Origin of the sequence: Bizionia myxarmorum, from assembly GCF_008086205.1 — a bacterium.
GTDB classification, from domain to species: domain Bacteria; phylum Bacteroidota; class Bacteroidia; order Flavobacteriales; family Flavobacteriaceae; genus Algorimicrobium; species Algorimicrobium myxarmorum.
Map to the genome: position 1 here is coordinate 1647248 of NZ_VSKK01000001.1, position 26891 is coordinate 1674138.

24 protein-coding genes and 2 tRNA genes are annotated in these 26891 nt (G+C 34.3%); 8 read left to right on the plus strand and 18 right to left on the minus strand.

Translation table 11 applies throughout. The annotated features are described in order from the left end of the window. Positions 1-16: 16 nt before the first annotated feature. The 6 genes from ES674_RS07505 to ES674_RS07530 form a co-directional block, all read right to left on the minus strand. Positions 17-1210, minus strand: a complete 1194-nt coding sequence (locus tag ES674_RS07505) for an aspartate aminotransferase family protein (RefSeq protein WP_148403326.1) — start codon at positions 1208-1210, stop codon at positions 17-19. Positions 1211-1212: 2 nt separating this feature from the next. After that, positions 1213-3066 (minus strand): OstA-like protein, encoded by a 1854-nt coding sequence (locus ES674_RS07510; RefSeq protein ID WP_148403327.1) that lies wholly within the window; start codon positions 3064-3066, stop codon positions 1213-1215. Positions 3067-3246: 180 nt separating this feature from the next. Continuing rightward, on the minus strand, positions 3247-4518 hold the full coding sequence (locus ES674_RS07515; RefSeq protein WP_148403328.1) for an adenylosuccinate synthase: 1272 nt from the start codon (positions 4516-4518) through the stop codon (positions 3247-3249). 11 nt (positions 4519-4529) lie between these two features. Continuing rightward, positions 4530-4982 carry a Fur family transcriptional regulator gene (locus tag ES674_RS07520; RefSeq protein WP_148403329.1) on the minus strand — a complete coding sequence of 151 codons (453 nt, stop codon included), beginning with the start codon at positions 4980-4982 and terminating at the stop codon, positions 4530-4532. A 26-nt stretch (positions 4983-5008) separates the two neighbouring features. Further along, complete coding sequence (locus ES674_RS07525; RefSeq protein ID WP_148403330.1) at positions 5009-7234, minus strand: RelA/SpoT family protein; 2226 nt, start codon at positions 7232-7234, stop codon at positions 5009-5011. Positions 7235-7297: 63 nt separating this feature from the next. Beyond that, on the minus strand, positions 7298-7750 hold the full coding sequence (locus tag ES674_RS07530; protein WP_148403331.1) for an SRPBCC family protein: 453 nt from the start codon (positions 7748-7750) through the stop codon (positions 7298-7300). 157 nt (positions 7751-7907) lie between these two features. Here ES674_RS07530 and ES674_RS07535 point away from each other — a divergent pair, with 157 nt between their 5' ends. The 6 genes from ES674_RS07535 to ES674_RS07560 all read left to right on the plus strand — a co-directional run bounded on the left by ES674_RS07535 (position 7908) and on the right by ES674_RS07560 (position 16266). Further along, on the plus strand, positions 7908-9857 hold the full coding sequence (locus ES674_RS07535; protein ID WP_148403332.1) for a peptidylprolyl isomerase: 1950 nt from the start codon (positions 7908-7910) through the stop codon (positions 9855-9857). Continuing rightward, entirely contained in the window at positions 9858-10715 is an 858-nt protein-coding gene (locus ES674_RS07540) for a peptidylprolyl isomerase (protein ID WP_148403333.1), read from the plus strand. It abuts the gene before it with no gap. Further along, the gene (locus ES674_RS07545) at positions 10678-12129 is read left to right on the plus strand and encodes a peptidylprolyl isomerase (protein ID WP_148403334.1); all 1452 of its coding nucleotides are present in this window, start codon (positions 10678-10680) and stop codon (positions 12127-12129) included. Before ES674_RS07540 ends, ES674_RS07545 begins: the two co-directional genes overlap by 38 nt. 2 nt (positions 12130-12131) lie before the next feature. Then, positions 12132-13085: an AAA family ATPase gene (locus ES674_RS07550; protein WP_148403335.1), complete on the plus strand. Its 954-nt coding sequence runs from the start codon at positions 12132-12134 to the stop codon at positions 13083-13085. 236 nt (positions 13086-13321) lie between these two features. Continuing rightward, positions 13322-15586, plus strand: coding sequence for an aconitate hydratase (locus tag ES674_RS07555; protein WP_148403336.1), 2265 nt, complete (start codon positions 13322-13324; stop codon positions 15584-15586). A gap of 110 nt (positions 15587-15696) precedes the next feature. Next, complete coding sequence (locus tag ES674_RS07560) at positions 15697-16266, plus strand: TlpA family protein disulfide reductase (RefSeq protein ID WP_148403337.1); 570 nt, start codon at positions 15697-15699, stop codon at positions 16264-16266. On the opposite strand, the gene ES674_RS07565 is transcribed toward ES674_RS07560, so the two are convergent. From ES674_RS07565 to ES674_RS07595, 7 genes are all read right to left on the minus strand, one after another. After that, complete coding sequence (locus tag ES674_RS07565; RefSeq protein ID WP_148403338.1) at positions 16249-17406, minus strand: lycopene cyclase family protein; 1158 nt, start codon at positions 17404-17406, stop codon at positions 16249-16251. The genes ES674_RS07560 and ES674_RS07565 overlap by 18 nt on opposite strands. A 23-nt stretch (positions 17407-17429) precedes the next feature. After that, entirely contained in the window at positions 17430-17879 is a 450-nt protein-coding gene (locus tag ES674_RS07570) for a sterol desaturase family protein (RefSeq protein ID WP_148403339.1), read from the minus strand. Positions 17880-17886: 7 nt separating this feature from the next. Then, entirely contained in the window at positions 17887-18726 is an 840-nt protein-coding gene (locus ES674_RS07575; RefSeq protein ID WP_148403340.1) for a phytoene/squalene synthase family protein, read from the minus strand. A 57-nt stretch (positions 18727-18783) separates the two neighbouring features. Continuing rightward, the gene (locus ES674_RS07580) at positions 18784-20253 is read right to left on the minus strand and encodes a phytoene desaturase family protein (protein ID WP_148403341.1); all 1470 of its coding nucleotides are present in this window, start codon (positions 20251-20253) and stop codon (positions 18784-18786) included. A gap of 45 nt (positions 20254-20298) precedes the next feature. Beyond that, a complete protein-coding gene (locus ES674_RS07585; RefSeq protein ID WP_148403342.1) occupies positions 20299-21195 on the minus strand; it encodes a MerR family transcriptional regulator in 897 nt (298 codons plus the stop codon). An 86-nt stretch (positions 21196-21281) separates the two neighbouring features. Continuing rightward, a tRNA-Leu gene (locus ES674_RS07590) sits at positions 21282-21365 on the minus strand. A gap of 56 nt (positions 21366-21421) precedes the next feature. Next, positions 21422-21494: transfer RNA gene (locus ES674_RS07595), tRNA-Lys, on the minus strand. 131 nt (positions 21495-21625) lie between these two features. Between ES674_RS07595 and ES674_RS07600 the strand changes: the two genes are divergently transcribed. Then, on the plus strand, positions 21626-22141 hold the full coding sequence (locus tag ES674_RS07600) for a shikimate kinase (protein ID WP_148403343.1): 516 nt from the start codon (positions 21626-21628) through the stop codon (positions 22139-22141). Here the strand turns inward: ES674_RS07600 and ES674_RS07605 are convergent. Together ES674_RS07605 and ES674_RS07610 are read right to left on the minus strand one after the other, a co-directional pair. Next, a complete protein-coding gene (locus ES674_RS07605) occupies positions 22133-22639 on the minus strand; it encodes a phosphoribosyltransferase family protein (protein ID WP_148403344.1) in 507 nt (168 codons plus the stop codon). The genes ES674_RS07600 and ES674_RS07605 overlap by 9 nt on opposite strands. 32 nt (positions 22640-22671) lie before the next feature. After that, positions 22672-23088 (minus strand): RNA-binding S4 domain-containing protein, encoded by a 417-nt coding sequence (locus ES674_RS07610; RefSeq protein WP_148403345.1) that lies wholly within the window; start codon positions 23086-23088, stop codon positions 22672-22674. Positions 23089-23168: 80 nt separating this feature from the next. Between ES674_RS07610 and ES674_RS07615 the strand changes: the two genes are divergently transcribed. Next, a complete protein-coding gene (locus ES674_RS07615) occupies positions 23169-24185 on the plus strand; it encodes an FKBP-type peptidyl-prolyl cis-trans isomerase (RefSeq protein ID WP_148403346.1) in 1017 nt (338 codons plus the stop codon). A gap of 72 nt (positions 24186-24257) precedes the next feature. Here ES674_RS07615 and ES674_RS07620 read toward each other — a convergent pair whose 3' ends face one another. The 3 genes from ES674_RS07620 to ES674_RS07630 all read right to left on the minus strand — a co-directional run bounded on the left by ES674_RS07620 (position 24258) and on the right by ES674_RS07630 (position 26770). Then, positions 24258-24845, minus strand: coding sequence for an outer membrane beta-barrel protein (locus ES674_RS07620; RefSeq protein ID WP_148403347.1), 588 nt, complete (start codon positions 24843-24845; stop codon positions 24258-24260). A gap of 46 nt (positions 24846-24891) precedes the next feature. Continuing rightward, the gene (locus ES674_RS07625) at positions 24892-25845 is read right to left on the minus strand and encodes a transketolase family protein (RefSeq protein ID WP_148403348.1); all 954 of its coding nucleotides are present in this window, start codon (positions 25843-25845) and stop codon (positions 24892-24894) included. A gap of 79 nt (positions 25846-25924) precedes the next feature. Further along, the gene (locus ES674_RS07630; protein WP_148403349.1) at positions 25925-26770 is read right to left on the minus strand and encodes a transketolase; all 846 of its coding nucleotides are present in this window, start codon (positions 26768-26770) and stop codon (positions 25925-25927) included. Positions 26771-26891 lie beyond the last annotated feature (121 nt).

The following is a 26891-nucleotide window of genomic DNA, read 5'->3' on the forward strand; positions in this document are numbered from 1 at the left end:
CCTGTATGACAGTTTATTATACACCTTGATTTGCTTGAATATCATCTAGGATAGACGTTATAATTTGGCAACCTTTAATGATTTCTTCGTTACTTATGGTTAACGGCGGTGTAATTCGGATGGCTTTTCCTTCAAATAGCAACCAAAATAAGATAAGACCTGCGTCTTGCGCTCTTAAAATAACTTGATTGGTTATTTCTGAAGACGGTGTCATAGCCGCCAACATTAAACCTTTACCACGAACGTCCGTAATTAGCGGATGTTTTAAATGTTTTTTGAATAAGATTTCCTTTTCTAGTGTTTGCGTCATTAATTCCGAAGATACGACTTCAAGCAAGGTGGCGTGTGCTGCCGCAGCAATTACGGGATGCCCGCCAAATGTCGTAATATGTCCTAATTTAGGATTGTCTTGTAACAATGTCATGAACTCATGAGATGCGGTAAAAGCACCAATAGGCATGCCGCCACCTAAACCTTTTCCGGTAACTAATATATCGGGAACGCAGTTATAATGCTCGAATGCGAAAAGTTTTCCGGTTCTTCCAATTCCTGGTTGAATTTCGTCTAGGATTAATAAACATCCGACATCTTGACAGCGTTTTTTTACTTTTTCTAAATAACCATTTTTTGGTTGAATAAATCCAGCGCCACCTTGAATAGTTTCTAGAATAACACCAGCCGTTTTGGTCGTGATATTTTCAATGTCAGCTTCATTATTAAACGTGATAAACCGAACATCAGGAACTAAAGGACGAAATGCTTTTTTACGTTCTTCAAAACCCATAATACTTAAGGAGCCCATGGTGTTTCCATGATAGGCCTGATGTGCCGAAATAATTTCACTTCTGCCGGTTGCTCTCTTGGCCAATTTTAAAGCGCCTTCAACCGCTTCCGTTCCGGAATTTGTTAAATAGGTAGTTTGCAACGATTCCGGCAAATGCGTTGCTAAAAGTTTAGTAAGTGCCACAGCGGATTCTTGGATATATTCACCATAAACCATGACATGTAAATATTTATCTAATTGCGCTTTCATAGCATCCACTACTTTTGGATGTCTATGTCCTAAAGTACAGGCTGAAACGCCAGCAACGAAATCTAAATAGGCTTTATTATCTGTGTTGTATATATAGGAACCTTCAGCATGGGAAATTTCCATAGCTAAAGGATGCGGCGATGTTTGTGCTTGGTATTTATAGAAGTCCGTTTTCAAAATTAATTATCGTCAGAATTTATATCGTCACCAATATTTGGTTTTTTTATCTTTTCTTTCTTGGTTTTAGGTGCAACTTCTTTTTCTGTTTCAAGTGCATCTTGAGGAATGTTTCTAGATGCTCTGGAAGGTTCGGCATCTTCACCATTTTCAGGAACTTCAGGTTTTTTTAGATTTTTATCTGCTTTTTCAACCCGTTTTAATAAGGCATCATCAAAAAATTCTTCTTGTGGCACATAATCTTCAATCCCTTCAATAGTTGGTAAATTAAGAGGTGGATCATCACTAAATAAATCTTCTACGCTTTTTGGTCGTTCTTCATCGCGCCAAACAAAACCTCGCAAAGTTCGCCCGTTTTCAGGGAATTGAGGTTCTGGTGTCGTCTCGGCTTCTGGTTGTAAATACCTAGTAAATTTTTCAATATCACCTTCGGAAAAGAAAATAGAAATACTTCCCGATTTGGCTTTATCAATACCTATTAATTCATCCTCTTCATTTCGTGCATAAAAAATAGATTCTGCATTCTTATTAATATCTACTTGGCGTAAATTATTTTCATTATCGAACAAACCGACTAATGTCTTTCCTTTTACTTGATTATAGCCGTTTGCGCTTAAAGTATCCTTACTAACCACAAAGGCATTTTCAAAAACAAAAAGGGAATCTAATTTTTCGGTTTCAGGATTGGATTTGATGTGAATGGTGTCACCCGTCATCTGATTTTGTAAATTCCACATAATAGGATCGCGTCTTTTTGCGAAAGCATCAGGTGATGATAAGCGTCTTAAATTGATTAATTGCGTTAAGCCTGTTGCATGATTAACATGAACCGAGTCTGCTTTCCCGCTCATATCGGATTTATAAAATTTCGCATTTCTAAAACCTCTTGTGATACGCTTTTCGGGTTTACCGGTTACCATTAAGGTATCCGCATGTATATAAATGGAATCATTTTCCTGAACGGTAATGGCTAAAGCGCGTTTGGTAATAAAAACAGAGTCTTTCGCCTTGTATATTTCGGCGTAATGCCCTCTAATAATGCTTTTGTTTAACGTATCCGTAACGGTAATATTATTGGTTGCAGACGCAAAATTTCGTGTGTTATCAAAATACATACTATCGCCTTCGAAAATGCGATTATCATAATCAATACGGGTATTTTTTATGCCATAACCTGTTTTCTTTTCTGTGTCATAAAACCCTTTTTCACAATAGGTTTTACTCTCATCGGTTATTATCGTAGACGGACCATATAGATAGGCATGTCCTGTTTCTGAATAGAAATCCAATTGATTGGTATTAATCACATAATCAGGATTTACCAATACTACCGAATTTACGAATTGGTATTTTTGTGAATCCATATAATAGCGTCCAATTCTGCTGGTAATAACGCCTGAAGAATCACGTTCTACTCGACCACCGCTTTTATAATAAGATTCCTGTTTAACGCGGTCAAAATAAAGTGTATCTGTGGTTAAAATTGAATTTGGTTCGGTAAGAACCACATTGCCGCTTGCAAATGCCAACTGGGTTTTCCCACTATATTCCAAATATTTGGCATTCATATTTATGGTGTCACCCTGCTTCATGGTTACGTTGCCATAAGCTTCAAGGAAATTTTCATTCCCGTATAAGTTGGCTTGATCGCACCACATATCCACACCTTCGTGAATAACGTGTACTTGACCAGAATCGTCTCGAGTCATAACCTTTAAACCAGGCTCTTTGGCGTCGTCAAAGTTTAAAAAACCACTATAGACTATTTGGATTTGCTTTTGCTCTTGTGCTGCAGCAGATTGAAACACCAGCAGGCAGCAGATTAATAAGCTATATAAAACGAATGATTGTTTCAAATTATAAAATTTGATTCAAAAATAATGATAAAAATGGCGTGAAGGCTTTGTTTGTGAAATTTTTAATAGAATTGGTAGATTTATGATTGTTTATGAAATGAAAAAACCTGTCAGGAAATTATCTTGACAGGTTTTAAAATTTGTTAATATAGTTGCTTCGCTATGGTCGCAATGACCAACCTACATAAAAATCGTCTGTTTTCTATCTGGTCCAACAGAAACAACCGTAATAGGAATTTCGAGTTCTTTCTCTAAAAACGCGATATATTTGTTTAATTCTTTTGGGAATTGCGCTTTATCAGTCATTTTGGTTAAATCTTCTTTCCAACCTTTAAAATCCGTGTAAATAGGATTGATGTTTTCGGGTTCAATATTATATGGTAAATGCGTAATGGTTTCCCCCTTATATTCGTAGGCTGTACAAATTTTAAGTGTTTTAAAACCAGAAAGGACATCGCCTTTCATCATCATTAATTTAGTAACGCCGTTTACCTGACAAGCATATTTTAAAGCCACCAAATCCAACCAACCACAACGTCTTGCGCGACCAGTTACAGCTCCAACTTCATGACCAATTCTGGCCATATCAGCGCCAATCTCGTCAAATAATTCGGTAGGAAATGGTCCAGATCCAACACGGGTAGTGTAAGCTTTGAAAATACCATACACATCACCAATTTGGTTTGGTGCCACGCCTAAACCTGTACAAGCTCCAGCAGCAGTGGTGTTACTAGATGTTACGAATGGATAAGTTCCAAAATCGATATCTAAAAGTGAACCTTGAGCACCTTCAGCTAAAATAGTTTTACCCGCTTTTTGTGCTTGGTATAAATATTCTTCAGAATCTATAAACGTTAATTCTTTTAAACGTTCTACAGCTTCAAAAAATTCAGTTTCAAGTTCTTCTAAATTATATTGAATTTGAACATTAAAAAAACTAATCATGGCTTCATGCTTATTAGCTAAAGCGCGGTATTTGTCTTTCCAATCTGGCAACTCTAAATCGCCAACACGAATTCCGTTTCTACCAGTTTTATCCATATACGTTGGACCAATACCTTTTAAAGTAGAACCAATTTTGGCTTTTCCTTTAGCGGTTTCGCTAGCAGCATCTAACATACGGTGTGTAGGCAAGATGATATGGGCTTTTCTTGAAATGATTAATTTCTTTTTAAAATCAATATTGAATTGCGCTAATCCTTCTAATTCTTTTACAAAAACAACCGGATCAATCACCACACCATTTCCAATGACATTGATGGAGTCCTCATGAAAAATTCCTGAAGGAATGGTTCTTAAAACGTGTTTTATGCCATCAAATTCCAAGGTGTGTCCCGCATTTGGTCCGCCTTGAAAACGGGCAATAATATTGTAGTTGGAGGTAAGAACATCAACAATTTTTCCTTTGCCTTCGTCTCCCCATTGTAATCCTAGTAGTAAATCTACTGCCATTTTTTAAAATATTATTTAGTTGTTTTTTTGTTGCCGTAAAAGTAGAGTGAGTGGTTGGTGATTTCAATATCAAAAACCTCTTCAATTGTTTTTTTTATGGATTGAATACGCGGATCGCAAAACTCAATAACTTCACCCGTGTCGGTTAAAATAACGTGGTCATGATTTCTATCAAAATAGGATTTTTCATAATGCGCTTGATTCTGACCAAATTGGTGTTTGCGTACCAAGCCGCAATCTAAAAGTAATTCTATTGTGTTATATAAGGTTGCACGACTAACACGATACTTTTTGTTCTTCATGTTCAGGTACAAAGATTCAATATCAAAGTGCTCTTCGCTATTGTAAATTTCTTGTAAAATGGCGTAGCGCTCTGGTGTTTTACGGTGCCCTTTATCACTTAAAAAGGCTGTAAACACATTCTTAACTATCTCCTGGTTTTTTGTATCGGTTTTAACGCTCATAATCGGATGCAAATTTACATATAATTTTAAACTCTTTGTACTTTATCAATACCATTAATTTTTTTTAGGTTATCCATGAGCTTTTTAAGCATGTTATTATTGTTAACCACCACATTGATTTTTCCCGAGAAAATACCGTCATCACTTTCAAAACTGATGCTCTTCATATTCACGTGCATGTTGGATGAAATGACTTTGGTTATGGTATTTACCAAACCTAAATTGTCAATTCCGGAAAGGATAATTTGTGCAGGAAATTCTTGTTGAGACGAATCAATCCATTTAGCGGTCATAATCCGATAAGCGTAATTGGACTGTAAACTAACGGCATTTGGACAATTCTTTTTATGAACTTTTAAACCATCGTTAATGGTTAAAAATCCGAAAACAGGATCGCCAGGAATGGGATTACAGCAATTGGCGAATTTATAATCCAACTTGGATTCTTCTTTACCAAAAACTAATAAATCATATTTGGAGGTTATTTCATCTTTTTCAAGTTCTTCTTTTGAAATGTTAGGCTTTCTAGAAATTTTATTTTTAATATAACTCATAAAGGCATTGCTTCGTGATGATGCAAATTCCTTGAGCATGGTATTATCTATAGCACCTGTTCCTATGCGGTAAAATAAATCTAAACTGGTTTTATGTTTGAAATAACTAACCAGTTCATTGACTGATTTTTCATCCAAATTAATTTTCAACTGCTTTAATTTTCGACGTAAAATTTCCTTGCCATCTTCAGCAACAATTTTCTTGTCTTCTTTTAAAGCGGACTTAATTTTGCCACGTGCTTTAGCTGTTGTAGCATAATCCAACCAGTTAGGATTGGGTTTGGCATTTTCTGCAGTTAAAATTTCCAAGCGGTCACCACTTTTTAGTTCGTGACTTAAAGGAACCAATTTACCGTTTACTTTTGCGCCTCGGGTTTTCATACCAACTTCCGTGTGGATGCTAAAAGCAAAATCCAAAGGCGTAGCACCTTTTGGCAGCGATTTTAAATCGCCTTTTGGTGTAAAAACAAAAATTTCTTTTGAATATAAATTCAGTTTAAACTGTTCAACAAAATCTACAGCATTAGGTTCTGGATTTTCCAATGTTTCCTGCAATTTTGTAACCCAGCTATCTATAGTATCGTCATCGTCTTTTTCGCTGCCTTCTTTATATTTGTAGTGTGCAGCGTAACCTTTTTCTGCAATTTCATTCATTCGTTCACTTCGGATTTGCACTTCAACCCAGCGACCTTTTGGTCCAACCACGGTAATATGCAAGGCTTCATAACCTGTAGATTTTGGTGATGAAATCCAATCGCGTAAACGAATCGGGTTTGGACGGAAATGATCCGTTACGATGGAATAAATTTTCCAGGCCAGAAACTTTTCATTTTCAGGATCACTTTTGTACACAATTCGAACAGCGAATTTGTCATAAACTTCATCAAAAGTAACGCCTTGATTCAGCATTTTTCTTCGAATGGAAAAAATGGATTTGGTACGTCCTTTTATATCGTAATTTAATTGTTCCTTATCCAATGAAGTTGAAATAACATGACTAAACTCCTTGATATAAATGTCCTGATCTTCTTTACTTTCTTTAATTTTATTTAAAATATCATAGTAAACATCCGGCTCTGTATATTTCAAGCCTAAATCTTCCAAATCGGTTTTAATATTATATAATCCAATTCGGTGAGCTAACGGTGCGTAGATGTATAAAGTTTCCGAAGCAATTTTTATCTGCTTGTCCGCACGCATGGAATCCATGGTTTGCATGTTGTGCAAGCGATCGGCAATTTTGATTATAATAACGCGAACATCATCATTTAATGTCAGCAACATTTTCCGGAAATTTTCAGCTTGCATGGACACGTCCATATCGGTGTCCTTATTTAATGACGAAATTTTAGTTAAACCATCAACAATTTTGGCAACCGTTTCGCCAAACTGATCTTGTATATCTTTAATGGTATAACGTTCACTATCTTCAACTACATCATGCAAAAGCGCGGCCACAATGGATGTCGCATCCAAGCCAATTTCTTTGGCAACAATTTTGGCCACGGCAATGGGGTGGAAAATATAGGCCTCACCCGATTTGCGACGCTGATCCTTATGCGCATCAACGGCGACATCAAAAGCCTTCCGGATTTGAACCTTATCTTCCTTGGTTAAGGTCCTATAACTTACACGAAGTAATTCGCGGTAAGCCTTGGCAATAGCAGCATTTTCTTTTTCAATATCAATTTCTGTCATAAAAATAAAAATAGTATAAAGAATATTAGTTTACAACCATTGCAGGTTTAATTTTTTCATGATTTAATTCTGAACAGAAACATTGTTTTCTACGAAATTTTTAAAGTCCTTTAAATATATGGCGCTTTGTTTTTTGAAGGTTTTTGGCATTAATAATAGTAGGACTCGCATTTTCAATGTGGTTGGAATAAATTCATTGGTAGATGTCCAAACCGTTTTGTTTTCTGCAACCTCTTTAAAGTAATTTTTTTGAATCGTATAAAGTCCTTTGCTTTCTAATTCCATGTATAATAAATGAGGAAAATCGCTTTTTGAGATGGTTTGGGTTAAAAAGAAATCCTTTTTATTGAAGATATAATGTAATTGCATTTTAGAACCTGTCCTTCCTGGAACACCGCTTATAAAATCAAAATTCACTAATCCGCGTTGCCAACGCGTTAAATTTTTGGGATTATTAAGTTTTTTGATACAGCTTTCTAAATTACAATTTATTATAATTTCATTGGTACACGTCATAGGCAAAAGGGCATTAATCCTTATAAATATACAATTATTATTGGTTAAGCCACTACATGTTGGTCATACTAAAAAAGTTTATAATCCGTTTGTTAATGCAAGTTGCTATATGGGTAAATATTCCTATTTTTGCAACAATTAAAAAAACAAATTTCAAATGTTGAGATATTTTTATATTCTAGTATTTTTTGTGTATGGTATTGGTTTACAAGCGCAATCAACGAAAAAAGAAGTTTTATTTACGGTAGCTGAAGAGCCGGTTTATGCCGAAGAATTTATACGAATATTCAATAAAAACTTGGATTTGGTTAAGGATGAATCACAGAAAGATGTAGATTCTTATTTAAAACTTTTCATTAACTATAAGTTAAAAATTAAAGAAGCGCAAGCCAAAGGTTTGGACACGATGCCAACATATGTGCGTGAATTAGAGAATTACAAAAGCCAATTGGCTAAAAATTATTTAACGGATACCAAAGTTACTGACGCCTTGGTTGAAGAAGCTTACAAGCGAATGGTTACTGAAGTAAAAGCCAGCCACATTCTAATTCGTATTGATGAAAATGCGTCTCCTCAAGATACACTTCAAGTTTATAATGAACTATTAAAACTACGTGAACGCATTAAGAAGGAAGGCTTTGATGCGGTTCAAAAGGAAATGCACAACGGCCAAACCGTTTATGCAGAAAATTTAGGTTATTTCTCGGCTTTTAAAATGGTTTATGAGTTTGAAAATGCGGCGTATAACACGAAAATAGGCGATATTTCTATGCCTTTTAAAACCCGTTTTGGATATCATATAGTTATTGTAGAAGATGAAAGACCAGCGCGTGGTGAACGCACCGTTGCTCATATTATGGTTGCTAATAAGCGCGATGATAAGTTGGAAAGTGCCGCAACACGAATCCAAGAAATTTATAAAAAAATTCAGCAAGGCGAATCTTTTGAAACATTAGCGAAACAATTTTCAGAAGATAAAAGTTCAGCAGAAAATGGCGGAAAATTAGCGCCTTTTAGCGGTGGCCAATTAAGTTCAACGGAGTTTGAAGACATAGCCTTTTCATTAAAAGAAAAAGGTGATGTTTCAAAACCTTTTGAAAGCGGTTTTGGATGGCATATTATCAAGTTATATGACAAAACTGAAGTAGCCGATTTCAAGAGCATGAAACCGGAATTAGAAGCGCGTGTAAAACGTGATACACGTTCTCAATTAATTAATACCTCTATAGTAAACAAGTTAAAGGAACGTTATAAGGTTGCCGAAAATACAGCAGCACTTGCTTATTTCCAATCTTTGCTAAATGAAAGTTATTATATGGCGAGCTGGAGTTTGCCTCAAGATTTTACAGCTAGTAAAACCTTGGTTGTAATTGATAAAAAAACAGTAACTTATAATGATTTTGGTCAATACTTATTTAAAAATCAAAGAAAAGCTTCTGCTAAAAAACCTTTTGGGGTTATAGTAAATGAAGCTTATAGCAATTTCCTGAATGCAGAATTAATGCAATATCAAGAGGATAATCTGGAAAATGAAAGTGAAGATTTTGCAAATATTGTTACTGAATATCGTGATGGATTGTTATTGTTTGATTTAATGGAAAATGAAATTTGGAATGCATCTAAAACAGATTCTGTGGCATTAAAAGCATATTATGATGCCAATAAAAACAACTACAATTGGAACACTAGAATTGATGCAGATGTAGCGTCTTCTTCGCAAAAAAGAACTATAAAATCGGTTAAAAAGATGTTGGATGCAGGTCAGAACCCTAAAGCAATTAAAGAGGCCTTAAATACTAAAGATCAAGTTAACGTTATTTTCACGTCTGGTATTATGGATATGGAGCATCAAGCCTTAACTTCGGATATAGCTTTTGAAAAAGGTGTTTCTAAAATATACCAACATAATGATGCCTTTGTAGTGGCTAATATAAAAGCCGTTTTACCGAAAGCACCAAAAACTTACGATGAAGCTAAAGGACAAATTATTAGCGATTATCAAGTTGTAAAAGAAGAAAAATGGTTAAAAGATTTGGAACAAAAATATCCGATTCAAGTTAATGAAACCGTATTTACTAAATTGAAAGCAAATTTAAAAAGCAAGTAATTGAAATATTCAAAAGCAGGCATATTAATTCTTTTCTTACTACTCGTTTCTTGTAATTATTTTTACAAAAAAGAAAACGAGCAAAAAGCTATTGCACGTGTTAATGATGTGTTTCTGTATGAAGATGATCTAAAACACGCCTATACGGAATCTATGACATCTGAAGATAGTTTAGTCCGTGTAAGTAATTATATAACACGTTGGGCAACCAAGCAATTATTGGTTTCTGGTGCTGAACGTAATTTATCTGAAAACAAACTTCAAGACTTTAATAGATTGGCCAATCAATATAAAAATGATTTATATGCTACCTCTTATTTAGAAGCACTGGTGCGCCGAAATATAGACACCGTTGTTAGCGAAGCAGAAGCTAGAAGTTATTATAATGATAACCCAGAAATTTTTACGTTAAAGGAAGATCTTATTAAGTTTAGATATATTCATGTGGATCAAAACCGACTGGATTTAGCAGGTTTAAAAACGAAGTTTCAGCGGTTTGATAGTGATGATATTCGTGAATTGGATTCCATTGCTATTCAGTTTAGATCCTTTTCATTAAACGACTCCATTTGGATTAAAGTTAACCAAGCTATTACAAAAATCCCCGTTATTACAACTGAAAATAAAAATGAATTGTTAAAAAAATCTAATTTTATACAACTCAAAGATTCATTAGGACTATATTTGATGCAAATTGAAGATGTTTTGGAGCGCAATAGTGCGGCACCATTGGAGTATGTGAAACCAACTATAGACCAAATCGTTATCAATAAACGCAAGTTAGACCTCATTAAAGAATTAGAAAAAGATATTACAAAAGATGCTATTAAAAATAAACAATTTGAAATCTACAATTAATCCAATGCGCTATGCATTGACTGTATTCGCTATACTTTTTTCGGTTGCTATCCAAGCTCAAGAAATTATTGAAGATGAAAAGCCGGTAGCGGTTAAGAAAATAGATACAACCTTATCATCGGGCGCTCAAAAAATTGATGGCGTTGCTGCCGTTGTTGGAGAATATGTAATTTTAGATTCCGATGTGGATCAAAATATTATGCAGTTAAAAGCACAAGGTGCTTCTTTAGTTGGTGTTACACGTTGTCAATTGTTTGGCAAATTAATGGAGGATAAATTATATGCTCATCATGCTGTTCAAGATAGTATTGTGGTTTCAGATGCTGAAATTCGTTCTAATGTAGATTACCAATTGCAACAATTTATGGCGCAATCTGGCCAGTCTATGGAGGAGCTTTTAAAGTTATACGATCATCCAAATGAAAAGGCTTTCAGAGATGAAATGTATGAGATTAATAAGTCTCAAAAGTTAGCCAGTGAAATGCAGAAAAAGATTCTTAAAGGTATTGAAATCACTCCTGAAGAAACGCGTCAGTTTTTTAATCAGATTCCTAAAGATGAACGTCCAACTTTTGGTACAGAATTAAAGGTTTCTCAAATTGTTATAGAACCGATTATTGCTGAAGAAGAAAATCAACGAATTATCGATCAATTGAAACAATTTAAAGCAGACGTTATTGAAAACGGCGCTAATTTCAGATCGAAAGTTGTTTTGTATTCAGATGATAAAGCTTCTGTTTCTGAAGGCGGGATGTATACTTTAAACAGAAAAAAACCACGTATGGTTAAGGAGTTTCGTGAAGTAGCTTTCTCATTACAAGAAGGTGAAATTTCAGATCCTGTAAAAACGGAATACGGCTATCATATTATTTATTTAGAAAAAATTAGAGGTCAAGAATTTGATGTACGTCATATTTTGCTTATTCCTAAAGTTTCAGATGCAGCGGTTGCCGAAGCTCGTGAAAAATTAGAAAAAATTAGAACGCGAATTGTTAATGGTGATATCTCGTTTGCAGATGCAGCAAGAGAATCTAGTGATGAAAAAGAAACACGAAGTGAAGGCGGATTTTTAATAAACCCAGAAACTCAAGATTACAATTTTGAATTAACTAAAATTGATCCAGAAGTGTATGGTCAAATTCAGAAATTAGAAGATGGCGAAGTGAGCTTGGTTCAAACCGATCAAAGTAGAACCGGTAGTGTGAAATTTAAAATTTTAATGGTTAGCGATCGTGTTGAAGAGCATGTTGCTGATTATTCACGCGATTATTTAAAAATTAAAGAATTAGCCTTAAACGAAAAACGTATTAAAGCAATTGATAAATGGCAGAATGAGAAAATCCTTGATACCTATATTAAAATTAATAATGAATATAGAGATTGTGAATTTTCTAGTAACTGGTTAAAAAACTAAATATGTCAGATGTTGCTGCTATTGAAAGCTTCGTAAAAAAATATAACCTATTAAAAACTGAAATTGCCAAAGTTATTATTGGTCAAGAAGCCGTTGTTGATCAAATTCTAATCTCCATTTTTTCAGGTGGTCATGCCTTATTAATTGGTGTGCCAGGTTTGGCAAAAACCTTAATGGTTAATACGATTGCGCAAACTTTAGGTTTGGATTTTAAACGCATTCAGTTTACGCCAGATTTAATGCCGAGTGATATTTTAGGAAGTGAAATATTAGATGAAAACAGAACGTTTAAATTTATAAAAGGCCCCGTTTTCGCTAATATTATTTTAGCAGATGAAATTAACAGAACACCACCAAAAACGCAGGCCGCTTTATTGGAAGCTATGCAAGAGCGTTCAGTAACCGTTTCTGGACATCATTATAAATTAGACTTGCCGTATTTTGTTTTAGCAACTCAAAACCCGATTGAGCAGGAGGGAACCTATCCGTTACCAGAAGCCCAATTAGACCGTTTTATGTTTGCTATTAATTTAGATTACCCAACATTTCAAGAAGAAGTGGATGTCGTAAAAGCTACCACTTCAGATGCGAAACCTCAAGTAAACGCTTTGTTTACAGCGCAAGAAATAGTGGACATTCAACGTTTAATACGCCGAATTCCAGTGGCAGATAATGTTATTGAATACGCCGTAAAAATGACAGGCAAAACTAGACCAAATAGTCCGGAGGCGGCCGAATTAGTCAAAAATTACATTGATTGGGGAGCAGGACCTAGAGCATCTCAAAATCTAATTTTAGCGGCCAAAACGCATGCTGCTATTCACGGGAAGTTCTCTCCAGATATGGAGAATGTTCAAGCCGTTGCTTATTCTATATTTAAACACCGAATTATCAAGAATTACAAAGCCGAAGCCGAAGGTATCACCGAAGAACAAATAATTAGGAGTTTATTTTAATTCGTTCTAAATTGATACTTTGGTAATATTTCTATGCTTAACTGTTAATTTATTATTTTTTCGGCATTAAAAATATATAAATACTCGAAAATTCCTTTCAAATTGATTTTTTTTTAAAAATCCTTTAAGAATAGTAGCATTTCGTTACATATTTTTAAATGGTCTTAAATATTCGTACTTTTGCAATCCCATTAACTTGGAGATTAAAATAAGTTTATTCACATAAAATATATTATATGGCATTCGATATTGACATGATCAAAAAGGTTTATGCTACGATGGCGGAACGTGTAGATAAAGCGCGTGAAGTTGTTGGTAAACCATTAACACTTTCAGAAAAGATTTTATACGCTCACCTTTGGGATGAAACGCCAAACAAGCCTTTTGTAAGAGGTAAAGATTATGTGGATTTCGCTCCAGACCGTATTGCATTACAAGATGCTACCGCACAAATGGCATTATTGCAGTTTATGCAGGCTGGTAAGCCTAAAGTGGCCGTTCCAACTACAACACATTGTGATCACTTAATCCAAGCGAAACAAGGTGCAGCACCCGATTTAAAACGTGCTAACGAAACAAGTAGTGAAGTTTTTGATTTTTTAGCGTCGGTTTCTAATAAATATGGTATTGGTTTCTGGAAACCAGGAGCTGGTATTATTCACCAAGTGGTTCTAGAAAATTACGCCTTTCCAGGTGGAATGATGATTGGAACCGATTCACATACTGTAAATGCAGGTGGATTAGGAATGGTTGCCATTGGAGTTGGTGGAGCAGATGCTGTTGATGTTATGGCCGGTATGGCTTGGGAATTAAAATTTCCGAAGTTAATAGGTGTTAAATTAACAGGTAGCTTAAATGGTTGGACATCTGCTAAAGATGTCATTCTTAAAGTAGCTGGTATTCTTACTGTAAAAGGTGGAACAGGTGCTATTGTTGAATATTTTGGACCAGGAGCTCAAAATTTATCATGTACAGGAAAAGGAACTATTTGTAATATGGGTGCCGAAATTGGTGCAACCACGTCTACATTTGGTTACGACGATTCTATGGAGCGTTATTTACGTGCTACCGATAGAAACGATATTGCTGATGAAGCAAACAAAATCCGTGAGTATTTAACGGGTGATGATGAAGTTTATGCTTCGCCAGAAACGTATTTCGATCAAGTTATAGAAATTAATTTAGATACATTACGTCCGCATTTAAATGGCCCTTTTACTCCAGATTTAGCAACACCGGTTGGTGAGCTAGGTCCTAAAGCGAAAGAAAATGGCTGGCCGTTAAAAGTAGATTGGGGACTAATTGGTTCATGTACCAACTCATCTTATGAAGATTTAACACGGGCAGCTTCTATTGCGAAGCAAGCAGTAGATAAAAATATTAAACCGAAATCTGATTTTGGTATTAATCCAGGATCGGAACAAATTCGTTTTACAGCAGAACGTGATGGTGTTTTAAAAATATTTGAAGATTTAAACGCTACTATTTTCACCAATGCTTGTGGACCTTGTATTGGACAATGGGACAGAAGTGATAGAAAAGGTGATGAAAAGAATACCATTGTGCATTCTTTTAATAGAAATTTCTCGAAACGCGCAGATGGGAACCCAAATACGCACGCCTTTGTTGGTTCACCAGAAATGGTTGCAGCAATTGCCATTTCAGGTCGTTTGGATTTTGATCCTATGAATGACACCTTGTTAAATGAAGATGGTGTAGAAATTAAACTGGATGAGCCAAAAGGACTTGAGTTACCACCATTAGGATTTGACGTTAAGGAATCTGGTTATGTGGAGCCTGTAAAAGATGGAAGTAATGTAGATATTTCGGTTAGTCCAACTTCCGAGCGTTTACAATTACTAAAACCATTTGAGCCTTTAGGAAATAATATTAAAGGTGCTAAATTATTGATTAAAGCATTTGGTAAATGTACAACTGACCATATTTCTATGGCTGGACCTTGGTTACGTTTTAGAGGGCATTTAGATAATATTTCGAATAACATGCTTATTGGAGCTGTTAATGCTTTTGGTAAGAAAACAAACTTTGTTAAAAATCAATTAACAGGTGAATTTGGAGGTGTTCCAGATGTAGCACGTGCTTATAAAGCTGCGGGAATTAAAACGATTGTTGTTGGTGATCATAATTATGGCGAAGGATCTTCCCGTGAACATGCTGCTATGGAACCTCGATTTTTAGGTGTTGCTGCTGTTTTAGTTAAATCGTTTGCACGTATTCATGAAACTAACCTGAAGAAACAAGGTATGTTAGGATTAACGTTTGCTACTGAAAGTGATTATGATTTAATTCAAGAGGATGACACGATCAACTTCCTAGATTTAAATGAATTTGCACCAGACAAACCTTTATTAATGGAGTTTGTTCACGCAGACGGATCTAAAGATGTTATTAAAACGAACCATACGTATAACCAAGCTCAAATTGATTGGTACAACGAAGGATCGGCTTTAAACTTAATTAAAAAAGAAAATATAGCTTAATTTTTTAAGTTTTATTATATTTATAAGAACTCCTGATTAATCAAATTTTCAGGAGTTTTTTAATGTTAGGAATTTATGTTGTTAACGACCAAAGCGTTTAATGCTCTATTATGAAAAAACCAAAATTCTCCGCGAGTAATATTATTTTTTTAATTGTGATTGCCTTATTAATTATTCCGCAAACGCGTCAACCTATTCAAGTTTTTCTACAAAAAGGATTGGCTATGATAAGTCCGTCTGAAATTAGCGCAGATAAGCGTGAAACCTTAAAAACGTATGAGAATTGGAATTTAGTTGATTCAAAAGGAAATCCTTTCGATTTTAAGCAGGCAGAGGGTAAAGTAGTTTTTATCAATTTTTGGGCTACCTGGTGTCCGCCATGTATTGCTGAAATGCCAAGTATTAATGAATTGTACGCAGATTATAAAGATGATGTAATTTTCTTATTGGTTTCTAATGAAAAGGCTGAAACTATTAAAGGCTTCAGAAGTAAAAATAATTATAATTTTGAATTCTACCAATCCATAAATAACGCGCCGACACAACTCCAAAGTAATAGTATTCCACAAACCTATTTAATTGATAAAAAGGGAAGTATTGTTATGAATAAATCTGGTGCTGCTAATTGGAATAGTGATTCCGTAAGGAAATTATTGGACGATTTAGTGGCTTCTGAATAGAACACTGAAGAAAGCGCGAATAAAATCCCAAGAAAATAAAGCACGCATTATATTTACGTCTTCTTTAAATGAAGATTCTTCATCCAAAAAGCGAAACATAGTGGGAATGGAATTTTTAGCATAAAACTGCTCGAATATCCAGACGCCTTTTTTATTATTCGTTTTTATAACTTTTAGGAATATTTTATCGTAGAATTTATACTTCTTCTGAAATAAGTTATGTGAAGGGTTTTTTCCAGTTTTAATATTGGAAACAATTTTAGCGGTGTTTTTTTCTGTATGTTTAAATGAATAACCAGTGGAACCTTTAACCCAGCCGCCACCTGTACCAATTTTAGTGATTTTTTGGGTATTATACTTCCAGAAAGGAAAATCGGTCATGGGAATATTTCCCTGCTCGGTTTCTATAATTTTATACTTTTCTATCTTTAAATGATTGGTAATATAATTACTAATAGCATGATCATAAACAGATTCGGTAACGGTTTCTGGTGTAAAAAAGGTGTATTCAATTAAAGCGCGGTTTTCCGAAACGGGTAAAACATATACAAAACTAGTTGTATCCTTATATTGAAACCGATAATCCATCATGGTAAACGCTTCTGGATTAAAACAGGGCGTTTCAGTTTCAATAATCCAACCTTTAAAATGCTGTTGAACTAAGGTATATTTTGATATTTCAGAAAAATATTCTTTCGGAATGCGACTATCAAAAATATGATTTGCCGTGTATGAATTCATTTGGCCCTTAACTAAAACGGTTTCAGTTTCTTCTAATGAAACAATGATATCTTCTATAAATTGAAAATTTTCAGACTTTTCCAATGTTGCTTTGGCATGATTGTAAAAATCTAGGGATCGTATACTTTTATAAGTATAGGGTTGTAAAGGAAGGACTAATGATTTTCTATTCGAATTAAAGAGCGCTGTATGCCATGTTTTTTCTACTATGGAATCCCAATTACCAGAACCAATTTCCCAAAAGCTCCACGTTTTATCATTAATTGTTTTACTGTCAGGATCAATTAAGGCAACGCGTTTATGTTTTAACTCATTATCTGAATAAAACTGAAGCGCAAGTTGCAAACCGGCAAGACCATTTCCAATAATAATATAATCGAAATGATTTTCGTTGGGCATGACAAAGATCTTTTAGGAAAATTTTATTTTTTGAAGTACTTTAAAGGAACAAATAACATTCCGAAACATTCGCTGTCTTCTTTGCCAAGGTGTTTATGGTGCATTTTATGACCACGGCGTACGCCTTTTGCATACCAGTTATTGGCGTTTCTTAAAAACTTAAAGCGTTGGTGAATAAAAATATCGTGAACAAAAAAGTAAGCCAATCCGTAAGCGAAAATGCCTAGGCCTAATGGCAATCCAGCCCAAAAGTCGGCATAACGCCAAAGTAAAAATAAGGAAATACTAACTACAGCATAAAATATAAAAAACAAGTCGTTTCGTTCAAACCAACTATCGTGTTTTTTATGATGATGATCTTGATGTAAATTCCATAAAAAACCATGCATAATATATTTATGCGTGAACCAAGCCATGAATTCCATGAAAAGGAAGGTTCCCAAAAAGATTAATATCCACAAAATAATATCCATAATAATTTTACAACAAATTTAATTGATATTTCACGTAACTACGGGTTAATAGCTCAATTTTTTTATAATTAGGAACCCGTATACGGGCATTCTGAATTTGTAAGGCTGGTGTTTTCTTCAATTTAGTTAAAAGCTGTCTGTAGTATCGGTAAGCCGTAAAAACACCAAATTTAGCTTCTATTGGAAGTTCTTTAATTCCTTGAAGGCCTAATTCAAAATCGCGTTCAATTTCTTCAATAATGAGTATTTTAGAAGCTTCGTCTAATTTAGTTAAATCCGTATTTGGGAAATACGTTCTGCTTAAATCTTCATAATCACTTTTCAAATCCCGTAAAAAATTTACTTTTTGAAAAGCAGAACCTAAATGCATAGCTGAATCTTTAAGGTGGTTATATTTCTCATTATCGCCTTTTACAAAAACTTTTAAGCACATTAAACCAACCACATCAGCAGATCCATAAATGTAAGAATTGTATTCAGCATCGGTTAGATAGGTGGTTTTATGTAAATCTGTTCGCATACTTCGCATAAAAGATTCCACCATATGTGATTCTATTCCATATTTATGATAGGTTTCTTGAAATGAGTTTAGAATAGGATTCATACTTATTTTGCGTTCTAAAGCCAAATTTAAATCTCTTTCAAACTCATTTAAAAGCGTTTCTTTATCGAAATCATGAAAACTGTCTACAATTTCATCTGCAAACCTCACAAAGCCATAAATATTATATATATCCTGACGAATTGTGCTTGACAACATTTTGGTGGCCAAGGAGAAAGACGTGCTATAGGTTTTAGTAACCGTTTGGCTGCACGAATGGGAAACGATGTCAAAAATTGATTTCATCTGTTAGTGTTTTTTTATTGAACTTTTTAAGCATGAACATCATGCGTTTTCGACTTATTATGAGTCTGAATGATGTTTATTTATAAGCTCTGCTACTAGCTTCCCTGAAATTAATGATGGTGGAACGCCTGGTCCTGGAACCGTTAATTGTCCTGTAAAATACAAATTATTTACTTTACTACTTTTTAATTTCGGTCTTAAAAAGGCCGTTTGCAATAAGGTATTAGCCATTCCGTAGGCATTTCCTTTGTATGAGTTGTAATCTTTTATAAAATCGTTTACACAAAATGACTCCTTAAATAAAATATGGTCTCGCACATTTTGAGAGGTTAGTTCCTCAAAACGATCCATGATTTTAGTAAAATAGGTCATTCGTAACTTGGTGTTATCCTTTAAACCTGGCGCTAACGGAATTAAAAAAACACCTGCTTCTTTACCTTCTGGAGCAACATGTTCATCGGTTATAGATGGAAAACTAGCGTAAAATAGCGGGTTTTCAGGCCATTCTGGATTATCATAGATTGCTTCAGCGTGTTTATCAAAATCCACATCAAAAAATAGCGTGTGGTGATTAACATTTTTTATCTTTTTGTCAAAACCTACATAAAATAGGAGTGACGATGGTGCAAATGTTTTCTTATTCCAATAGGCTTCCGAATATTGCTTATATTCTGAATCCAATAAGGTTTCTGTATGATGATAATCAGCACCACTCAGTACAATATCACTATTAAATGTTTCACCATTTGAAATAACGCCTGAAGCTATTTTGTTAGAAACTAGAATTTTTTCTATAGGTGCATTTGTTTTAAAGGTAACGCCCAAATTTTTGGCAAGTGTTTCCATGGCCAATATAACTTGGTACATGCCTTTTTTAGGGTGAAAAGTTCCTAATCCGAAATCGGCATAATTCATAAAACTATAGAAAGATGGCGTATCGCTTGGTTTGGCACCCAGAAATAAAACCGGAAACTCCAATATTTTTACAAGCCTATCATTTTTAAATTCTTTACGTACATCTTTTTTGATAGTACTAAAAAACTGATCAATTTTCTTAAAGGTTTTGGTTGTAACCAATTCAAAAGGTGAAACCCCAGGATTGTAAACCAAATCTTTTATAGCTACATTATAATTGTCTTGTGCTTTATCTATAAATTTTTGAAGTATTTTAGAACTGCCTGGCTCTTCTTTTTCAAAAGCAATGCAAATTTTTTCTAAAGTGTCTTCAATAGTTATATAATCGTCTTTACCGAAATAAACAGAATAAGCAGGATTCAACTTTTCTAATTGGTAAAAATCAGAAGGCTTTTTGTCGAAATCTTCAAAGAAACGCTCAAAAACATCAGGCATCCAATACCAAGTTGGACCAATATCAAATGTAAAACCGTCTTTTATTAACTGTCTGGCACGACCACCAATGGTGTCGTTTTTTTCAAAGATTGTAACATTATGCCCTGACTGCGCTAGATAGCAGGCAGCGGCCAATGACGAAAATCCGGAACCAATAATTGTAATTTTCTTTTTCATATGTTTAACAAATATACAAAAACGTTAAACAAAATACTTATTTTTTCAAATAAATTTATCTAAATCTGAAATGGAACAAAATGGTTTTATAGCCTCATGCAATTTGCTGGTGTCTATATGGTCCAACATTCTTCCAAAAATCCAAAGTTCATTGCCATTAAAAAGTAATTGTTCTTGAAACTCTTTTAAATAGCTTTCAATATTTTCTACCTCGGGCTTAACTGTAAAGTACGAAATAAACCTGACATTCTTATAGTGCTTTAGAACATCCTTTAAACTTTGAATAGGAACACTTGGACCCAAGTATACGGTGTGATAATTAGCTTTTGATAATTTATAGTTTAGAAAATGCAATCCTAAATCATGAATTTCGTTGTTTGGAAGAAATAGTACGAAAGCTTTATCATCATTTTTTGGCTTCTCATATTGGTGCATTTCTATATTAACCAATAATTTCTGCTTTATCAATTCCGAAATAAAATGTTCTTGTGCTGGTGTAATGGTATTGGTTTGCCAGAGCAGTCCAATTTCACTCATAAGTGGAATAAAGACTTCTACGAATATGTCGGAAAAACTTTTGTGCTCTATTAAGTTGTTATAAGTGCTAAAGAATAAGGATTTGTCAAAATTCAACATGGCCAACTTAAACATGTTGATGGCGTGATCATCGGCATAATCTTTTGCTGATAAAAGGCGAACGGTATCGGCTATATCAACATCATTGATTTCAGCAATTTTTGAAATTTTATAGCCATTGTTATATAGGAAGGTAATGTTTAGAAGCTTTTGCAAGCTTTCCAAACTGTAAAATCTAATATTAGTTTCCGTTCTATCGGGTTCTAAAAGGTTGTAGCGCTTTTCCCAAATTCTAATTGTATGAGCTTTAACACCAGACAGGTGTTCTAAATCTTTAATGCTAAAGTTATTTTTAATATTGTTCATATATTATTAGGAAACATTAAACAAAAATAACAAATTAAATGAATAAATAACTAGAATGAAGAAAATTTGTGGAAAGTGACTAAAAGTGCGCACGAGAAGACTCGAACTTCCACGGACTAATGTCCACCAACCCCTCAAGCTGGCGCGTCTACCAATTCCGCCACGTGCGCATTATATAATGAGTAAAAATAAAAAAAGTTAAGCAAAATGCTTAACTTTTTTTTAGTGACCAGGCTGGGGCTCGAACCCAGGACCATCTCCTTAAAAGGGAGATGCTCTACCAACTGAGCTACCTAGTCATTTTGTGTCTCTGTAACGAGGGTGCAAATATAAAATGTTTAATTAATAAAACAATACTTTTTTCAGATTTTTTTTTGTTTTTTTGTTGGTCACGAACGTATCTTTTTAATAATCAATTTTTAAGCTATTTATGAATATTATTTTATTAGGCTATATGACCTCCGGAAAAACGCTAATTGGTCAAAAATTAGCTAAAATTTTGAACAAACCCTTTCAAGATTTGGATCATTACATCGAAAAAATAGAAAATTGTTCCATTTCTGATATTTTTGAATCAAAAGGCGAAATTTATTTCCGTAAAATAGAGAGTCTGCATTTAAAAGGATTTTTAAAGCAAAAGGATATGATTCTATCATTGGGAGGCGGAACTCCTTGCTATGGCGCCAATATGGCCTTAATACAGGAACAAACCGATACTAAAAGTGTTTATTTAAATGTTTCAGTGGCCGAATTGGGTAAACGTTTATTTGCTAATAAAATGAATAGACCTTTGGTTTCCCATTTAAAGACACAGGAAGAAACTACCGAATTTGTGGGGAAACATATTTTTGAGCGTATCAATTTTTACAATCAAGCAAATTTAATTGTAAATGCAAATCAGTCACCAGAAGAAATTGTAGCTGATATTCTTTCGAAATTAGTTTAAGGAAGCCTCAAAAACTTTACCGTCTAATACCACATCTACATGCTCATGTAACGATGTTGATAAAGAAATACCTTTAAAATCTGCCTTAACAGGATATTTTTTGTGATTTCGGTTTACTAGGACAGCTGTTTTAAATTGTTTTAAAGGTACATTTAAAAAATGTTTAACGCCATAAATAAGCGTTGTGCCAGAATTCAAAACATCATCAATTAGCACTACTGATTTATTAGTATAGTCTTCAACAGCTAATGAAGTTGTGATTTGGTTTAATGGATTTTTCTTATCAACCATTACGCGACATAAAACCGGATTTATAGTGGATATTTTTGCTAAAACTGCTTTTAACTTCTTCGCCAAAATATAACCATTGGAATCAATACCAGCTAAAACTATCTCCGTTTCATCCACATTGCTCTCATAAATTTGATAAGCAATACGTCTTATTTTATGAACAATTTCATCATGATTAAGAATGATATTTTTTTCGGATGTTTTCATAAGCTAGGTTTTTTCAAAGATAATCGAGTTAATTATAATTTCTTGTCATTTTCGTTCTCATTTTCAGACTCTTTCGCTGGGTCATTTTCATCCTTATAATCCTCTATGTCTCGACGGTCTTTTTTTGTAGGACGTCCTGATCCCTTTTTCCGGTAATAATCTTTCGCATATTTCAATAAATCATTTCCTACAAAGGCTTCTTTTGGCGTGGTATCGGTGCGGTAAATGTCCACTAATTTGGCGCCTACACGGTTTGGAGGCAAATCGTTAACGGTTAAGGTGTAGTTAATTTGGTCTTTGCGCACTTCAATTTTGTCCGTAGCGTAAACATCGCGACTTGGTTTAACGGAATCGCCATTAACTTTTACATGCCCTTTTTTACAGGCTGTAGTTGCTATTGTTCTCGTTTTGAAATATCTAATACACCATAAAAATTTATCTACTCGCATACAAAAGGTCTAAAAACTACGTTAATGTTATTGTACAAAATTATTTAAAAATTGTATCTTGCCAACAAAAATAAGCAATAATGAAATTAAGAAAAATATTAGTTCTTCTTTTAGTGATTTCGGCAGTATTTACTGCATGTAAAAAGGATGATGATTCTCCGCAATTTACACCGCCTAGAGATTTAAGTGAAGTATATGAAGAGGATATCTTGGATATTGAAGAATATCTTAGAACGCATTTTTACAATTATGAAGAGTTTCAGGCAAACAGTCCTTATAGTATAGAAAATGACGCATTTACGATTGTTTTTGATACAATTGCTGGCGCCAATGCTAATAAAACCCCTTTAATTGATATGGTTCAATCTAAAGTTTTCCCATTTGGAGGTGTTGACTATACCATGTATTATTTATCAGTTCGTGAAGGATTAGGTCAAGAAATCCATTTTTCCGACCAAGCTACTTTAACATATGAAGGTATCAGTATTATTGACAATTATATTTTTGATAGTGCCGTTACTGAGGCACAATTTAATTTATTAACTGTAGGATCTGCTGCAGGTGTTGTTCCAGGGTTTCAGCAAGGTTTAATTGAATTTAAAACTAGTGATAGTTATACTGATGACAATGATGGTACAACAACCTATCACAATCATGGAATTGGTGCGATTTTTATCCCGTCTGGTTTGGCTTATTTTAATCAGCCACTTCCAGGTGTTCCAAGTTATACACCTTTAATCTTCAAATTTAACTTATACAAACGTGCTATTTTAGATCATGACGAAGATGGTATTCCAACTTATATGGAAGATTTAGATGGTAATGGTGATGCTTATGATGATGATACTGATGGCGATTTAACACCAAATTTTTTAGATAATGATGATGATGGTGATGGCTATTATACGAAAGATGAATTGGATTATGGCGAATACGTTATAATGGTTGGCGATTTAGAACCAACATTTGCGTCTAATGAATTTGAAAGTTCACGTTCACAATTCAACGGTCAGATAACTATTAAAACGGTTATTTTAAAAGACACTAATGGTAATGGAACTCCGGATTATTTAGATAAAACAAGTATTCCTGAATAGGAAAGCTTCCTATTATAAAACAAAAAAAAACCGCCATCTGCGGTTTTTTTAGTTCTATATCATTTCAACAATTTAAAGTAAAAGTGAAATACTAAAAATTAATTGATCTGGGCGTGTATCAATTCTCCCTATGTTTACAGCATTATTATTGGTTGCAAAAGTGACTTCGTTCTCACTAAAACCGCGTTCATAACGCAAATCGAATCCTATTTTCTTTAAACTAAAGCCAATTCCAAAATTAAGACCTAAAGTAAAATCGTTTTCTAATTTATCAGCCGTAATACCATCGAAATCCGTTTCAACAATATATTGAAGAGAAGGTCCTGCAAAAACATGAAATATTTCTAAAACTTTAATTCCAACTAATAAGGGCGCATCGATTTTCTGCATTTTGAAATCGCCAGAATTATAACCACTTTTTGTACTAGTATAAACCAGTTCAGGTTTCACATAAATAGAACCGCCTGTTTTGTAAAATAAGCCAATATGATACCCTACATTTCTGTCTGGTTTTTCGGCAGCACTTACAGCTGATTCATAATATTTCCCGTTAGCATTGTAATTTAATCCACCTTTAAAGCCAAATCCACTTTGGGTTTGAGCTATTGCTGTGCCTGTAAATAGAAAGGAGGCAACCAGACTTAAAACAAGATATTTCATAGTAGTTGTTTTGTTGATTACCTCCTTAAACGAAAAAATAATTCGTTTATTTTCTTTTTATAACTTTTTCAGCTGCTTTTACAATAGCTTCTGCATTTAAACCGTATTTATCCATTAACTGTGCAGGAGTTCCAGATTCGCCAAAGGTATCATTGGTAGCCACAAATTCTTGCGGCACGGGATGATTTGTAGTTAGTACTCGTGACACACTTTCACCTAAACCACCTAAATGGTTATGTTCTTCAGCGGTTACAATACAACCTGTTTTTCCAACCGACTTTAAAATGGCAGCATCATCTAAAGGTTTGATGGTGTGAATGTTTATCACTTCAGCAGAAATACCTTTTTCATTCAACGTTTTTGCCGCTTCAAGTGCTTCCCAAACTAAATGGCCTGTAGCAACAATAGTTACATCCGCTCCATCTACTAAATGCAGGGCTTTACCGATTTCAAACTTCTGATCTTCAGCAGTAAAGTTAGCAACGCTTGGTCTTCCAAAACGTAGATAAACAGGGCCTTCATGTTCCGCAATAGCAATGGTTGCAGCTTTAGTTTGGTTATAATCACATGGATTAATAACCGTCATGCCTGGCAACATTTTCATTAAACCAATATCTTCTAAAATTTGATGTGTCGCGCCATCTTCACCTAAAGTTAAACCAGCATGCGATGCACAAATTTTCACGTTTTTATTAGAATATGCAACACTCTGACGAATTTGATCGTAAACACGACCTGTAGAAAAGTTAGCGAACGTTCCTGTAAATGGAATTTTTCCACCAATTGTTAAACCAGCAGCTAAACCAATCATGTTGGCTTCCGCAATTCCCACTTGAAAAAAGCGTTCGGGGTGGTTCTTTTTAAAATCGTCCATTTTTAACGATCCAATTAAATCCGCACAAAGCGCCACCACATTTTCATTGGTTTTTCCAAGTTCGGTTAATCCAGCTCCAAATCCTGAACGTGTATCTTTATTACCTGTATTTGTATATGTTTTCATATCTATGCCCACGAAAGTGGGTATCTTTTAATTAAACTTGATTTAAAAGTCCTTCCATTTGGGAAAGATTTAGGATGCCTTAATAATCCCCTAAAGTTTCCGGATTCTGACTTAATCCATTCGCTAATTGCTCGTCATTAGGTGCTTTTCCATGCCAAGCATGTGTGTGCATCATAAAATCCACACCATTACCCATAACGGTATTTAATAATACACAAACAGGCTTACCTTTTCCGGTTTTCGATTTTGCTTCAGCCATACCTTTCAAAATAGCATCTATATTATTACCATTTTCAATCTCTACAACTGTCCAGTCGAATGCTTCAAACTTGGCTTTTAAACTTCCCATTGGTAAAACATCATCTGTACAGCCATCAATTTGTTGATGGTTTAAATCAACAGTCGAAATAATATTATCAACCTTATTTCCGGCTGCATACATAATAGCTTCCCAGTTTTGGCCTTCTTGAAGTTCGCCATCACCATGTAAACTATATATTAAATGCTTGTCATTATTCAATTTTTTAGCTTGAGCGGCACCCAAAGCAACAGACATACCTTGACCTAAAGATCCAGATGCAATACGAATTCCAGGTAAGCCTTCATGAGTAGTAGGGTGGCCTTGTAAACGCGAATTAATTAAACGAAAGGTGTTTAATTCATTAACAGGAAAATAACCTGAACGGGCTAAAACACTGTAAAAAACTGGTGAAATATGACCGTTTGATAAAAAGAATAAATCTTCACCAATTCCGTCCATATCAAAACCTTCTTTACGCTCCAAGATTTCTTGATAAAGTGCTACAAAAAATTCGGCACAACCTAATGATCCACCAGGATGACCAGAGTTTACCTTATGTACCATACGTAAAATATCTCTACGTACTTGGGTTGTTAAATCTTCTAATTGTTGTGTGTTTGACATTTGTGTGTTGTTAATTTTTATGCTGCAAAAATAAGGTTTTATATAGATTTATGGAAAGAGATGCGGCGCTTTTATTAACGATTAGAAAGCATTTGCTAACAATTTTGTTTTAATTAGGAAA